This is a genomic window from Aminobacter sp. SR38, from assembly GCF_014843375.1.
GTDB classification, from domain to species: Bacteria; Pseudomonadota; Alphaproteobacteria; order Rhizobiales; family Rhizobiaceae; genus Aminobacter; species Aminobacter ciceronei.
The window spans coordinates 3,162,351-3,176,292 of the sequence record NZ_CP062112.1; the positions used below are offsets into that span (position 1 = coordinate 3,162,351).

Consider the following 13,942-nt stretch of genomic DNA (forward strand, 5'->3'; position numbering starts at 1 on the left):
GGCAATGAAGGCCATCGTCCGATGCGACGATGGCCGACGGGAGAGACGGGCGTTCGCTCGAACAAAGAATTTGTCGCAGCGTGGTCCATTTTCGCTTTCGTGCCATCGATGCTATCAGTGGCCCCCGAAAAGAAAAGGTCGCGACGCTTGGTCGGATTTCGCCGCAAGGGATTTGGGTTCGGGGTCGCGCTTGTCGCGGCGCTGATGCTCGTCCTGCAGACGGTGGCGGGTGCCATCGCGCTCGGCCAGGGCACGCCGCCGCTCGACATTTTCGGCAACCCGCTCTGCATCACCTCGGCAAGCGGCCACACCGCACCGGCCAAGAGCGAACATCCTGCCTTGACCGCGTGTTGCACGCTTGGCTGCAATATGGTCTCGCCGCTCGCGGTGATGCCGCCCGATGGCGCTGGTCTTCTGCTCGGGCGCCTGATCGAGACAAAGACCGTCTTCCTGGCGCTCAGACCCGATGCGGCGACAGCGCCGGAGCACGACCCCGGAAATCCGCGCGCGCCGCCACCACTGGTCTGAGACGGCTGCCGCATAGCAGCAGCCGAACGAATTCGCTTATCTCGACAGAGCCTGCGCTGCATGTGCCGGCGCCTTAGACATCCGGAGTTTTCCATGACCCGTTCCGTTCGCGCCTTTTCGCGCCCGCTTTTCCGCAGCTTCGAGGAGCGTATCGGCATCGCCGTCTTTGCGCTGCTGCTGCTCTTCGCTTCGACCCAGCAGATGCTCGCCCATGGCTTCAAGGCGGGCGATCTCGAGATCGGCCACCCCTGGTCGCGCGCTACGCCGGCCGGCGCCAAGGTCGCTGCCGGTTATTTGACCATCACGAACAACGGCAGCCAGGCCGACCGCCTGGTTTCGATCCAGTCCGACGTTTCCGAAAAGGCCGAGATTCACGAGATGGCGGTAGACGCCAAAGGCGTGATGAAGATGCGCCAGATTACCGACGGCCTCGAAATCCCGGCCGGCGGCGAGGTCGCGCTCAAGCCGGGCGCCTACCACATCATGTTCATCGGCCTGAAGGCGCCGGTCAAGGAAGGCGACAAATTCTCCGGCACGTTGACCTTCGAAAAGGCCGGTACGGTGACCGTCGAGTTCCAGGCCGACAAGATCGGCGGCCAGAGCCAGGACCATTCGGGCCACTGACATCATGCGGGCGCGCTTTCCTTGCCTGACCGGGGGCGGCATTGTTGGCGACAGCGCGCGCCTGCTCGTTTTCCTGTGCGGCCTGATCATGGCCGCCAGTGCCTTTCTGGGCACGACGTCGGTCGCACGTGCTCATGCCTCGTTGCTGCGCTCGGCGCCTGTCGAAGGTGCGGTGGTGCAGGCAGCCCCCGCCGAGCTCTTGCTCGGTTTCAGCGAGACTGTGGCGCCGCTGGTCACCGAGCTGATTGGGCCCGACGGCACCAAAACGCGCCTGACAGCCAAGGCAAATGGCGCCGACCTGGCGATTGCCTGGCCGGACTGGAGGGCCGAAGGCACCTACCTTTTGTCCTGGCGTGTCGTCTCTTCCGACGGGCACCCTGTGGCGGGCGTGTTGTCCTTTTCGGTCGGCAATCCGAGTGTCACGCCTCCCGCTACACCTGAGCTGAACGACACGTCGCTGCGACTTGCCATCTGGAGCGCCAAGCTGGTGCTCTATCTCGGCCTGTTCCTTGGCGTCGGTGGCGCATTCGCGCTCGCCTGGCTCATGCCCGGCAAGCACTCCGGTGTCGGTGTCATCGGCGCGCTGCTCGTTGCGGGCCTTGTCGCAGCACCCGTCTCGTTCGGGCTGCAAGGGCTCGATGCGCTCGGCGCGCCGCTCGCATTGTTCGGTCAGGGCATGGGCTGGCAGGCGGCGGCTGCGACCAGCTATGCCGTCACCGCGGCTATCGCCTTCATCGCGCTGTCGCTGGCGCTGCTGGCACTCGCCAGCGATGCCAGCCTGGCCCGTTGGCTGTCGCTTGCCGGCCTCGTCGGCGTCGGCACCGCCTTGGCCGCGAGCGGCCATGCCAGTGCCGCAACCCCGCAATGGCTGACGCGTCCGATGGTGTTTTTCCATGGGACCGGCATCGCCTTCTGGGCCGGGGCGTTGCTGCCGCTGGCCTTTTGCGGGCGCGAAGGTGGAGAAAGCGCCGAGCTGGCGCTGCGACGGTTTTCGGTGGCCATTCCCTATGTGGTTGCGACGTTGGTCGCCGCCGGTCTCGTGCTGACAGTCATCCAGGTCGAGGCAGTTCCCGCGCTCTGGCATACCGGATACGGGCTGCTGCTGTCGGCGAAGCTGGTGCTGGCTTTCGCCCTGCTTGCGCTCGCCGGTTTCAACCGTTGGCAGCTGACGAAACCGGCCTTGGCCGAGCAGCGTGGGGCACAGCGCCTGCTGGTGCGCAGCATTCTGGTCGAGACGCTGCTGATGGTCGCGATCCTCGGTTTCGTCGCCGGCTTCCGCTTCACGCCGCCACCGCGCGTTCTGGCTATCGAGACGGCGGCGCCTGCAGCAATTCACATCCATACTCCGGAGGCCATGGCCGACTTTGCCCTCAGCCCCGGCCATGCCGGCGCTGTCAGCGCCTCGATCATGGTGATGACTGGCGATTTCGGCCCGCTCGACGCGCGCGGCGTCGTGCTGCGGCTGAGCCAGTCCGGCTCGACCGAAATCAAGGCCGACGCCTACAAGCCCGGCGACGGCACCTGGCGAATCGACAGCCTCGACCTGCCGGCGCCGGGCATATGGGCCGTCGCCATCGACATCGACATGGCGGAAGGGCAGGTGGTCACTCTGGACGGCGCGGTCGCCATTCGTCCTGCAACCGGCTGGTAGTCGATACGGACGATGCCGCACCCGTGACGCTGCCTATCGTCCGGGCATCTTTTTTGCAGATGCCCGGGAGCACGCGCATGAAAATCCTCATCATTGGCGGAACGGGCATGATCGGCGGCCACACCGCCGCCTACCTCAAGGCTCAAGGCAACGAAGTGGTGCTGGCGGCACGCAAGCCGGCACCCGAGACGACCCCGATGGCGGCCTATCCGACCATCTATGGCGACTACACCAAGGGTGATTTCTTGGCTGCCGACCTCGCGCCATTCGACGGCATCCTGTTTGCCGCCGGCAACGACATCCGCCACCTGCCCAAGGGCGTCGACGAGAACGAGTTCTGGACCAAGATGCAGATCGAGGGCGTGCCGACCTTCGTCGAGCTGGCGCGCAAGGCCGGCGTCCGTCGCGTCGTCCACATCGGCAGCTACTATCACCAGGTCATGCCGAACCTGGTGGAGACAAACGCCTATGTGCGTGGCCGCAGCCTTGCCGACGAAGGCGTGCGTGCGCTTGCGACCGCCGACTTCAACGTCTCGACGCTCAACCCGCCGTCGATCGTCGGCTATGTCCAGGGTCTGCCGACCAAGCGCTACGAGACGCTGATGGCTTATGCGCGCGGCGAGACGCAGATGCCGATCTTCGCGCCGCCCGGCGGCACCAACTACATGTCGGTGCAGTCGCTGGCGGAAGCCATCTGGGGAGCTTTCCAGCGCGCCGAGAGCGGCAAGGCCTATCTGGTCGGCGACGAGAACCTGACGTTCCAGCAATATTTCCAGTCGCTGTTCGACGCCGTCGGCAATCCGCACCGGGTCGAGGAGCGCAATGAGGAGCACCCGCTTTTGCCCGACATGTTCATCGTTCCGGGCCGTGGCAACATCCTCGCTTACGAGCCTGAGGCCGAGGAGACCAAGCTGCTCGGCTATCGCCGCAACGACGTGCAGCGGGCGCTGCGCGAGGTCTTCGCGCAGGTCTCGGGCCGGTAGCGCTTCTCCGGGGAGGACGTCATGGCCGACAATCAGGCGGATCTGCTGATGGAAGTGGCGCTGCGGCGGGTGTCGGAGCGCTATGCCTATGCTGTCGACACTGGCGATGGCGACCTGCTCGCCGCGCAGTTCACCGCTGATGGCGCGGTCATCGCGCCGCGTGGGACCTTCGAGGGTCTCGCCCAACTGCGCGGCATTCCAGCGATGGTCGCCGGCCGCTATCTCAAGACCTTCCATGCCGTGCTCAATCAGGCGGTCAGGCCGGTCGAGGGCGGTGCCGAAGGCGAGACATACTGCATCGCACGGCACTATTTCCGCGATCCGGCCGGCCGCTACCTCTGCTACGAGATGACCATCCGCTACCAGGATCGCTTCGTCCGCACCCCTGACGGATGGCGCCTTGCGCGCCGCGAGTTGGTGGTGGTCGGCACCCACACATATGAGGCGCAGGACGCGGCGAGCTGAGCCGCCTGTGCTTGAACCGTCGACTGCGGAGGACAAGATGACCGACGAAATCTCCATCCTTGGCCTCGCCGGCAAAGTCGCGCTGGTAACCGGCGGCGGCGCTGGCATCGGCCGCGCCACGGCCGAACTCTTTGCGCGCGCCGGCATGAAGGTTGCTGTCGCCGAGATCGACCCCGTTCGGGTGACATCGATGCGCGAGATGCTGGGCCCCGATCACCTCGTCGTCGAAGCCGACGTACGCAAGGCGGATGACGTGGCGCGCCTTGTCGAAGCGGTGCGCGGCAGCTTCGGCCGGCTCGATGTGGTGGTCAACAATGTCGGCGACTATCTCGGCTTCAAGACGCCGTTCGAGCACTCGACCGAGGCCGAATGGAACGCGCTCTACCACGTCAACTTGCTGCACATGTTCCATGTCAGCAAGGCGGCGATCCCGCTGATGCGGGCAAGTGGGCAAGGCGGCAGCATCATCAACGTTTCGACCATCGAGGCCTTCCGCGGCATCCCGATGACGGTTGTCTATTCGGCCTTCAAGGCAGCGGTCACCGGCTTCACCCAGAGCCTCGCCGTCGAGCTTGGCCAGCATGGCATCCGCGTCAACGCCATTGCGCCCGAGACCACCAATTCGGCGCAGATCGTGGCGACGCCGCGCGTGCCCAAGGAAAATCTCGAGCACCTCAAGCGCTGGTTCCCCATTGGCCGCTTTGGCGAGGGTTCGGACTCGGCGGGTGCCGCACTGTTCCTGGCGTCGGACACGCTGTCAGGCTGGGTGTCGGGCACGACGATCCTTGTCGATGGCGGCGCGCTTGCCGCCGGTGCCTGGATGCGCATGGCCAACGACGCCTGGACGCACCTGCCTGTCATCCAGTCCGACGGCTACACGCCACGGCCGGAAGCGCGCTGAGGCCTGACAGGCTTCAGGCAGCGCTCGACCGCTGGAGCTCCGAGCGCATGTTGCCGGGAGCTTCGTTGCGACCGACGAGGCTTGCAATCTCCGACAGCGGCAACGGCCGGCCGAACAGGAAGCCCTGCATCTCGGTGCAGCCTTCGGCGCGCAGGAACTCGAAGCTTTCCCGCTTTTCCACGCCTTCGGCCAGAACCGGGATGCGCAGGTCGTTGGCGAGCAGGATCGTTGCCCTCACGATCGCCGCGGCTGCGCTGTCATTGCTGACGTCCTCGACGAAGGAGCGGTCGATCTTGACCCTGTCGAAGGGGAAGATCTGCAGCGTCGACAGCGAGGAATAGCCGACGCCGTAATCATCCATGGCGATGGTCACGCCGAGCGCCTTGAGCTGGCGCACCACGTGCAGGGCGCGGTCGCGGTCCTCGATGATGCTGGCCTCGGTGATCTCGAGCTCCAGCCGCGAGGCCGCAAGGCCGGTCGAAAGCAGCGTCTCATGCACAACCTTGGTCAGGTCGGCCTGCACCAGCTGGGCGGCGGCGATGTTGACGGCGATCTTGTAGGGCTTGCGCCAGCCGGCAACCTCGGCGCAGGCGGTCTTCAGCACCCACTCGCCGATCGGGATGATCAACCCATTCTCCTCGGCGATGGGGATGAATTCTTCCGGCGCCACGATGCCGCGTTCGCGATGATGCCAGCGCAGCAGCGCCTCATAGGCGGTGACCTCGCCAGTCTTCATGTCGAGCTGCGGCTGGTAATAAAGTTCGAACTCGTCGCGCTCCAGCGCGTGCCGCAGTTCCATGGCGAGCGCGCTGCGCTCGCGCCGGCCCTCGTCCATCGAGCGGTCGTAGTAGCAGACCTTGTCTGTTACGGCGCGTTTGGCGCGGTACATGGCAAGGTCGGCCGCGCCGATCAGCTCGTCGGCGTCGCTGGCGTGGTGCGGGAACAGGCTGATGCCGATGCTGGCGCCGACGGACAACGTCTTGGACTTGTTCTGGATCGGGTCGAGCACACCGGAAATCAGCCTGATGACGAAGCGATCGACTTCTTCCTTGCTCGAAATGTCCTGCTTGACGGCGATGAACTCGTCGCCGCCGACGCGCGCCACCAGTTCACCGGGGCCGGTCAGGATCTTCAGCCGGTTGGCCACCGTCTGCAACAGCAGGTCACCAGCGTGGTGGCCGTGGACGTCGTTGATCTCCTTGAAGCGGTCGAGGTCGACCACAATGACAGCGGCTTCCTTGCCGGCGGCAGCACTGCGCTTGAGCATGCCGGGCAGGTTGTCGGACAGGAAGGCGCGATTGGGCAGGCCGGTCAGCGGGTCGTGCTGGGCGGCATGGCGGAAGCTGTCGACCAGTTCGCGCTGCGACTTGGCGTCCATCACGTAAAGCGTCAGCCCAGCGATGATCGCCATGGTGGCGAGCACCAGAACGGCGAGGAATTCGCTCGACAACACCTTTGTCGGCACCGGAACCGACGGATCGGGCACAATGGTGGCAGCGCCCATGGCAGTGAAATGCATGGCGCAGATGGCAAGCACGAGAGCCAGCACCGAGAGCGGCTTGGCGTAGCGAATGCGCTGCCGCGCCGCCAGATGCATGGCGAGTGCGCCGAAGGCTACGGCAAACAGGATCGAGGCCTCGACGAGACCGGCATCCCACTCGATGCGGCCGGCGATCTCGAAACCGCGCATGCCGGTGAAATGCATGGCAACCACACCCGCGCCGATCACCGCGCCGCCCGTCTCGACCGGCAGTCCATTGGGCGGGCTCGCTGAAAGATGCAGTCCGGCGGCGGTGAAGGCGATGGCGATGAGCAGCGAGGCGATGGTCAGAAGCGGGTCGAAGGCTGCCTCGAACGGCAGTTGGAAGCCAAGCATGGCAACGAAATGTGTGGTCCAGATCGCGGCGCCGCAGGCGATGCCGGAAAGCACGATCCAAGAGGAGCGGGCACTGGCCGAGAGACGAGAGGCACGCTCGAAAAGCCGAATAGTCATGGCCGCGCCGGCAATACAGACGATCGCGGCGACCACGACGAACGAATAGTCATGCTCGTAAGCAAGACAGGAAATGACCTTGAACATTGCCACGCCCCCATGCCCGCCAAGACTGTCTGGTCAGGCCGTGGCTAAGTCTCCTCCCGAAAGATGAAAGAAATTCCTAATCTAAGCAGGCTTTTGTTCACGCGGTACGCGCATCTGGTCGCGGTGTACGCGCTGCCCGCGAGCTGTCCGCCGCGGGAAGGCTATCACAGCATCACGGTTGCGAACCGCGCGCATTTCTTCGACAAATGATTGTCTCAGTCTAAGCAGGAGCAGGGGCATGGCAGAGGGCAAGACCAAGCGGTTCGACGCAACGCTGACCGCGTTGCGGGGAGTTCTGATCGCGGCGGCGGCATTGGTCGCCTTCTTCTATCCGTCCCAGGCGGTGCAATTGCTGGTGCTGGTCGGCGGCGGGCTGTTGCTCGTCGACGGCATTTTGGGCCTGGTGACGCTCGACCGCTCGCCGCCACGCACGACCGGCCAGACGCTCGGGCTGGTCCGCAACCTGTTGTCGATCGCCGCGGGCGCGATCGTCGTCGCCAGCGGCCTGTTGACCAGCGTGTTCACCTTGTCGGCGCTGACATGGATCGTCGGCCTGCTGGCGCTGCTCGTCGGCCTGATCGAGATGGCGTCGAGCTTTCTCGATAGCGAGCGGCAGACGCGGCTGTGGCCGACACTTGTCGGCGGCGCGGTCTATGCCGCCTTTGGCCTGGCGCTGATGTTCGTGCCGCTTTCAAGCGCTGAAACGCTGCTGCGCATCGCCATGATCCTGATGCTCGCCTATGCGCTGCTGTTGTTCTACCGCGCCTGGAGCATTCGCGCGGCGCGCTAACTAGTTCGCGCCGGAAAAACCGGTGAGGAAGGCGGTCAGGTTGTCGCCGAGCGCGTCACAGAGATAGCCGCCCTCCTGGACGATGACAGTCGGCAACCTTAGCTGGGCAATCGCCTCGGCAATGCGCGCAAAGCCCGATGTCGTCACCGACAAGCCGCCGAACGGGTCGCCTTCGAAGGCATCGAGCCCGAGTGCCACGACAAGCGCGTCGGGCGCAAAGGCCCGGATGCGGCTGACGGCGTGGCCGAGCGCCTCCAGGAACTCGGTATCGCCCGACTTGCGCGCCAAGGGCAGGTTGAGGTTGTAGCCGAGACCGGTAGCCTCGCCGCGCTCGTCGGCATGGCCCCAGAAGAACGGGTAGAAGCGGCTCGGATCGGCGTGCAGCGACACTGTCAGCACGTCCGGTCTCGCGTAAAAGATGCCTTGCGTGCCGTTGCCGTGATGAAGGTCGACATCGAGGATGGCGACGCGCGAGGCGGTCGCCCGCAGCCGCTGCGCGGCAATGGCCGAATTGTTGAAGAAGCAGAAGCCGCCGGCGACGTCGGCAAAGGCATGATGGCCGGGCGGGCGGCACAGCGCGTAGGCCGCCGGTTCACCCGACATCACCGCCTCTGTGGCGGCGACGGCACTCCATGCGCTCCAGCAGGCGCTGTCGAAGGTCTCTGCCGAGATCGGGCAGGCGGTGTCGGCCATGTGGTAACCGGCCTGGCCGGCCGCACCCGCTGGGTAGCTGCCATTGCGGGCAAAAGGATGGACGTTGGGAATGACCTCGGCGGAAGCGCCCTCCATGCGCTGCCAGCGCTCGAAGATGTGGGTGAGGAACTCGATGTATTCGGGCGTGTGGACCGCAGCGATCGGGGTGAGGCCGTAGCTGGCCGGGCGATGGATCGTCGAGCCGGCCGCCCGGGAGCCCGCCAGCAGGCGCTCGACGCGTTCGGGCTGTTCCGGATTGGGCTTTTGCATTCCCATCGACAGGAACGCCTTGGGGTCGTGCCGCTTCTGCTCCTCGGCATAGAAGGTTTTCATTCCGGCTCCCCCGTCGTTTGGCTCAGCGCCTGGAATGTCGGTCCGCCGGCAATGTAGGACCTCTGGTCCTTCGTCCAGGCAAAGCCGAGCCTGGTGTAGAAGGGATGCGCCCGCGCATTGTCCTCATCGACCGCGAGCCTGATGTAGACGCCGCCTCTGTCCCGGCAAAGCCGGGCGACATGGCGCAATAGCCGCTCGCCGATGCCGAAGCTGCGGAATTGCTGGTCGACGAACAGGTCCTGCACGAAGACGCCCGGACGACCATACCAGGTCGAGAAGATCGGAAAGAACAGGCACATGCCAGCGAAAGCGCCGTCGATCTCGGCGATGACCGCTTCAAAGGCCGGCTTTTCGCCAAAGCCGAAACGCCGGATGTCGTCTTCCGTGCAGGCGATGCCGTCAGCCTCACCGACATGCGCGGCAAGGCCGATGATCGCCTTCATCAGCAACGGCGAATCGTCAGTGGTTGCCGGCCGGATGAGAATGGCGGCCGGTTCTGTCTTCTTGGCGCCCATTGGCTTGTTCCGCATTCAGTCGCGGTATTGATAGCATCGAGGAAAGGGCCGGGGAGCGGGATTCGGTCTCTGGCGCAAGCATCGCGGCATCATGGCCCGATGCGCTGCAACTCGCGCTTGGCGCACCGGTCGAGACGACTTTAGGCTTCCACTACCTTCAGGCGCTTGTCGAAGACGCCGAGCACACGGGCCAATTCGTGGCCGCGCTTGAGGATCAGGCCGCCGGCGGCGATGACCGAGAAGGCGCCCTGCTTGCGGGCGAGCCTGGGATCCTTGACGATCTGGAATAGCGGCGTTTCGCTGGTGCGGCGAAATACCGAAAAGACGGCGCGGTCGCTGAGATGGTCGATGGCGTAGTCGCGCCACTCATTGGCGGCAACCATGCGTCCATAGAGCCTGAGAATCTGGTCGAGTTCCCGTCTCTCGAATGCCACCGGGAGTTCTTGTCGCTCCCGACGGGCCTCATGGAGCGGGATCAAAACCGCGGATGGCTCGCCATCCTCCGCCCCAGCACCGCGATCAGTCATCAATCGTTCCCTTGCAGAACATGACCTCGGCTAAAGAATCGCGCATTCGCACCCGAAATGCAACAAGTAACACCTGTATGAAGAGTGTAAGGTAGCTTGCCGCAGCGGTAACGTTTGCGAAACAGACTGTCGGAATTGGTGATGACTCGCCACATTCCTGCCGTTTTTTATCCGCGCTGACGCCCCATTGTCCGACGAATTTACCCGTGTTGCCTGAGACGGTTCGGTCCGGCACCGGCTCGTAAACCCCAAGCCCCCCGCCCACGGGCTAGAGTCGGATCGAACCAACCTCGGTTCCTTTTCAGGACGAGGGCGACGATCCCAAAATCTGAAGCCGACGTCTGGCCACAAGCCTGCGTCGGCTTTTTTGCATCTACAGCGCCGTCTTCGACGGCTTGCGCACGACAGCCGCGCCGAGAATCGGGCCCGGTACGCCATCCTTGCCGACAGCCTGCAACAGCACGGCGCAGCCGCCCTTCTTTTCCACTTCGCTCTTCGGCAGCTCGAACCGTTGCGTCTGGCCGTGCCACATGCCAGCGGTGTGCAGGTCGGTGACGGCATTCCAGTAGGTGACGCTGCGGCCCTTGTTTTCGCCCTTCTGGAGGTCGACGACCTGCGGCGGCTGATAATGCACGATCACCACATGGGCCGGGCTGGCCGGGCCGGTGGCGGCGCCGACCTCGATGGTGAAGGTGTCGCCATTGTCGGTCACCTTGAGGTCGACATTCATGCCCTGGCCGGTCTCGGCGAGGTTGGCGAGTGCGCCGTTCACATCCTCGCTTTTGGCGCCATTTACATGGGTGCGGCCATTGATGACGGCCTGGGGCGTGTAGACCGAGCGCGCGCCGAAGGCACGCATATAGGCATATTGCCGGTCGGTGTTGTCCTTGCTGCCGAGTTCGTCCTGCCAGCCGAGATAATCCCAGTAGGTGACGTGATAGGCGAGCGCGACCATGTCGTCCTGGGCGGCGAATTTGGCAAACAGTTCATCGGCCGGCGGGCAGGAATTGCAGCCCTGGCTGGTGAAGAGTTCGATGACGCCGAGCGGGCGCACGGGTGCCTTGGCTGTCGAGTCGGCATGCGTTGCGCCGGTAAACCCGGCAAAGGCCAGCGCCACGGCCGCCAGCCGAAAATATCTGCGAAACTCCATGACCGATCCAGATCCTCAGCCAGCGAAACCGGCCTTTTTGTAGTTGCTGAAATATGTGGCAGAAGCGCCATTCAACGGGAAGTCACGTTGCGGTGAAATTTTCAACAAGTGAAGTTTCCGCTGCGTCAGGCTGTCGGGACAAATTACCGTTATGAAAATTGGCTGGCGGCGGTAGAATTGGGCCGTGGTGAGGCAAGGTGATGCTGGAACAGTTCAGCCAACATCTCGATCTCTATTGCGAGCGCACTGACATCGGTCTGTGGACTGAGCCGTTCAATGCCGTCAGCAATCTCGCCTTTTTCCTCGCCGGCCTGTGGGGCGTCTACGAGGCACGGCGGCGCGATGCCGGCACTTTCGTCGAGGTGCTGGGCTGGTGGGTGGTGGCGATCGGCATCGGCTCGACGCTGTTCCATACGTTTGCCAACGAGGCGACCAAATGGGGCGACATCGTCCCGATCGCCGGTTTCACGCTGGTCTATTCGCTGTTCAACCTGCGCCGCTTCGCCGGCATGGGATGGACCAAAGCGCTGGTGATCTTCTTTGCTTTCTATGTCGCTGTCGGGTTCGTCACCTACATGGTGCCGGACTGGCTGCGCACAGCTTCAAACGGCACTACCGGCTACCTGCCGCCGTTCCTGGCGCTGATCTTCTTCGGTTGGGTGGTCATCGCCAGCGGCAGCCGTGCCGGCTGGTACAACATCGCCGCCGCCGTCATCTTCCTCGGCGCCGTCACCTGCCGGGTCATGGACCCGCTGGTCTGCGACGCCATGCCGATCGGCACGCATTTCATGTGGCATATGCTGGACGGGCTGATGCTCGGCGTGCTGCTCGCCGCGACGACACGCTACGGCAGGCCACGTACAGTGCGGGCAGTTCATGAAAATCCAGCACGTTTGACGGCGGACGGTGCCTTACCCGGCCAGTGAAGCTGCAGGCTCGGCGTGCCGTTCGGCCCAGCCGTCGAGCCATTCGGCGCCTTGCATCTCGATAAGCCGCGACGACGTCCGGTCGAACTCAAAGGCCTCGTGTCCACGTTTTCCGACATAAAGCTTGTCGGGCGTGGCGGCGGCGCTGATCACCAGCCTGATCTGCTGGTCATAGAGCGTGTCGACCAAGAGGATGAAGCGCTTGGCCTCGTTGCGATTGGCTTCTGCCAGAACCGGCACATGGTCGACGAAAATGGTCTTGTAGTGTGCGGTGATCGCCAGATAGTCGCGCGCCGCAAGCGGCTTTTCGCAGAGATCGGCGAAGCCGAAGCGCGCACAGCCGGGAACGGCCGCCGGCACGGCGACCTTGCGGCCCTTGACCGCGACGGTGGCCGCCTCAGCTGCGGCACCATGGGTCATCCTGGCCCAGGCCTTGTCCATCGCCTTGTCGGCAGCCTCGCCGAGCGGGCTGATATAGACAGGCACGCGATCGAGCTTCTCCAGCCGGTAATCGGTGTCGGCATCGAGGTTGAGCACGTTGGTGTTCTGCTCGAGCATACCGATGAAGGGCAGGAACAGTTGGCGATTGAGCCCGTCGCGATAAAGATCGCGCGGCGCGACGTTGGAGGTGGCGACCAGCACCACGCCTTGGGCAAACAGCGCCGAAAACAGCCTCGACAGGATCATCGCGTCGGCGATGTCGGTGACCGAGAACTCGTCGAAGCACAGCACCCAGGCCTCCTCGGCCAGTGCCGCCGCCACCGGGGGGATCGGGTCGTCATCGCGCGAGGTGCCGTTCTTGCGCGCCGCCCGCTGCCTCTGGATGCGGTCGTGCACGTCGGCCATGAAGTCGTTGAAATGGACGCGACGCTTGTGCTTGACCGGCACCAGCTCGAAGAACATGTCCATCAGCATGGTCTTGCCGCGGCCGACGCCGCCATGGACGTAGAGGCCCTTGACGTGTTCGTGCTGCGGCTTGCGCCGGGCAAACAGCCAACCCAGGGCGCTCGACTTGCGCGCCAGCCTCTTCTCGGAAATCTCGTCGATCAGCCGGTCCAGTGCGGCCACGATCGGAAGCTGGGCCTGGTCGCTGCGGATGCTGCCGCTCTCGACCAGGTGGTCATAACGCTGCCTGACGGTCACATGAGTCTGCAGGCCGTCACGAACGTGCATGATTTACTCTGGCTGCCGAGATGTCAGCGGTTCAGCGAAATCGGCAGGCCGTTCGAGGTCTGGCCGTCGAAGCGGCCTTCGCCCGATTGATAGAGCCTGGCCAGCGGCGAGCCGCTTTCATCGAACAGCGTCAGCTGCTTGCCAGCGACGTTCCACGACTTGACGCCGTCGATCGGAGCCGGGCAGCGCAGCGGGCCGGCGCGGAAGCCCTGGCCGAACTTGGTCTGCGGCGTCGCCACCTTGCAGCTCTGGCCGGAAACCGACGCGCTCCACACCCCAGCCACGCTGGTTGCGGTGATGTCGGGTGCGTTGGCGGCGGCAGCGCCACCGTCGGCGGGCAGGGCCGCGACCTGGGTCTGTGCCGGCGCGGCCGGGAATTGCGAAGCACCTGCGGCGGCGCCTGGTGCCGAGGGCGGCGGCAGCTGGCCGCTGGTGACAGTGCCGGCGGGCGCCGCGGGCAGCGGGGCCGGCTGGGTGTCCATCGAGGAAAGGCGCGTGCTGTTGCAGCCAGCTGCAGCCAGAAGCGCCACCAGCGATGCGGCCAGCAGGCCGGTTTTCGAAAAAGCCATTGCATTCCCTCCGTGGGGCAGTTCTGGGGGCGCC

The 13,942-nt window shown here is 64.7% G+C and carries 15 protein-coding genes; 8 read left to right on the forward strand and 7 right to left on the reverse strand.

Going from position 1 to position 13,942, the window contains the following annotated elements; translation table 11 throughout:
* The first annotated feature begins 147 nt into the window (after positions 1–147).
* The 6 genes from IG197_RS15415 to IG197_RS15440 all read left to right on the forward strand — a co-directional run bounded on the left by IG197_RS15415 (position 148) and on the right by IG197_RS15440 (position 5,152).
* The gene (locus IG197_RS15415) at positions 148–528 is read left to right on the forward strand and encodes a hypothetical protein (RefSeq protein WP_192313084.1); all 381 of its coding nucleotides are present in this window, start codon (positions 148–150) and stop codon (positions 526–528) included.
* 93 nt (positions 529–621) lie between these two features.
* Complete coding sequence (locus IG197_RS15420; RefSeq protein ID WP_192313086.1) at positions 622–1,152, forward strand: copper chaperone PCu(A)C; 531 nt, start codon at positions 622–624, stop codon at positions 1,150–1,152.
* A gap of 4 nt (positions 1,153–1,156) precedes the next feature.
* Positions 1,157–2,803 (forward strand): copper resistance protein CopC, encoded by a 1,647-nt coding sequence (locus IG197_RS15425; RefSeq protein ID WP_192313088.1) that lies wholly within the window; start codon positions 1,157–1,159, stop codon positions 2,801–2,803.
* Between the two features lie 77 nt (positions 2,804–2,880).
* The gene (locus IG197_RS15430; protein ID WP_192313090.1) at positions 2,881–3,786 is read left to right on the forward strand and encodes an NAD-dependent epimerase/dehydratase family protein; all 906 of its coding nucleotides are present in this window, start codon (positions 2,881–2,883) and stop codon (positions 3,784–3,786) included.
* Positions 3,787–3,807: 21 nt separating this feature from the next.
* Positions 3,808–4,251 carry a nuclear transport factor 2 family protein gene (locus tag IG197_RS15435; RefSeq protein WP_192313092.1) on the forward strand — a complete coding sequence of 148 codons (444 nt, stop codon included), beginning with the start codon at positions 3,808–3,810 and terminating at the stop codon, positions 4,249–4,251.
* A gap of 37 nt (positions 4,252–4,288) precedes the next feature.
* Positions 4,289–5,152 (forward strand): SDR family NAD(P)-dependent oxidoreductase, encoded by an 864-nt coding sequence (locus IG197_RS15440; protein ID WP_192313094.1) that lies wholly within the window; start codon positions 4,289–4,291, stop codon positions 5,150–5,152.
* Between the two features lie 13 nt (positions 5,153–5,165).
* On the opposite strand, the gene IG197_RS15445 is transcribed toward IG197_RS15440, so the two are convergent.
* Entirely contained in the window at positions 5,166–7,232 is a 2,067-nt protein-coding gene (locus tag IG197_RS15445; RefSeq protein ID WP_192313097.1) for a bifunctional diguanylate cyclase/phosphodiesterase, read from the reverse strand.
* Between the two features lie 238 nt (positions 7,233–7,470).
* Here IG197_RS15445 and IG197_RS15450 point away from each other — a divergent pair, with 238 nt between their 5' ends.
* A complete protein-coding gene (locus tag IG197_RS15450; protein WP_192313100.1) occupies positions 7,471–8,022 on the forward strand; it encodes a DUF308 domain-containing protein in 552 nt (183 codons plus the stop codon).
* On the opposite strand, the gene IG197_RS15455 is transcribed toward IG197_RS15450, so the two are convergent.
* The 4 genes from IG197_RS15455 to IG197_RS15470 all read right to left on the reverse strand — a co-directional run bounded on the left by IG197_RS15455 (position 8,023) and on the right by IG197_RS15470 (position 11,240).
* Complete coding sequence (locus tag IG197_RS15455; RefSeq protein ID WP_067956031.1) at positions 8,023–9,048, reverse strand: histone deacetylase family protein; 1,026 nt, start codon at positions 9,046–9,048, stop codon at positions 8,023–8,025.
* Positions 9,045–9,563: a GNAT family N-acetyltransferase gene (locus IG197_RS15460; protein ID WP_182574017.1), complete on the reverse strand. Its 519-nt coding sequence runs from the start codon at positions 9,561–9,563 to the stop codon at positions 9,045–9,047. The genes IG197_RS15455 and IG197_RS15460 overlap by 4 nt, the downstream gene beginning before the upstream one ends.
* A 140-nt stretch (positions 9,564–9,703) precedes the next feature.
* On the reverse strand, positions 9,704–10,090 hold the full coding sequence (locus IG197_RS15465; protein ID WP_067956035.1) for a DUF2794 domain-containing protein: 387 nt from the start codon (positions 10,088–10,090) through the stop codon (positions 9,704–9,706).
* Between the two features lie 373 nt (positions 10,091–10,463).
* Complete coding sequence (locus IG197_RS15470) at positions 10,464–11,240, reverse strand: thioredoxin family protein (RefSeq protein WP_192313101.1); 777 nt, start codon at positions 11,238–11,240, stop codon at positions 10,464–10,466.
* A 200-nt stretch (positions 11,241–11,440) separates the two neighbouring features.
* On the opposite strand from IG197_RS15470, the gene IG197_RS15475 reads away from it, so the two are divergent.
* Positions 11,441–12,166: a ceramidase domain-containing protein gene (locus IG197_RS15475; protein WP_192313104.1), complete on the forward strand. Its 726-nt coding sequence runs from the start codon at positions 11,441–11,443 to the stop codon at positions 12,164–12,166.
* Here IG197_RS15475 and zapE read toward each other — a convergent pair.
* Entirely contained in the window at positions 12,152–13,339 is a 1,188-nt protein-coding gene (gene zapE / locus IG197_RS15480; protein WP_067956042.1) for a cell division protein ZapE, read from the reverse strand. The genes IG197_RS15475 and zapE overlap by 15 nt on opposite strands.
* 23 nt (positions 13,340–13,362) lie before the next feature.
* Positions 13,363–13,908 (reverse strand): protease inhibitor Inh/omp19 family protein, encoded by a 546-nt coding sequence (locus IG197_RS15485; RefSeq protein ID WP_067956044.1) that lies wholly within the window; start codon positions 13,906–13,908, stop codon positions 13,363–13,365.
* Between the last annotated feature and the right edge of the window lie 34 nt (positions 13,909–13,942).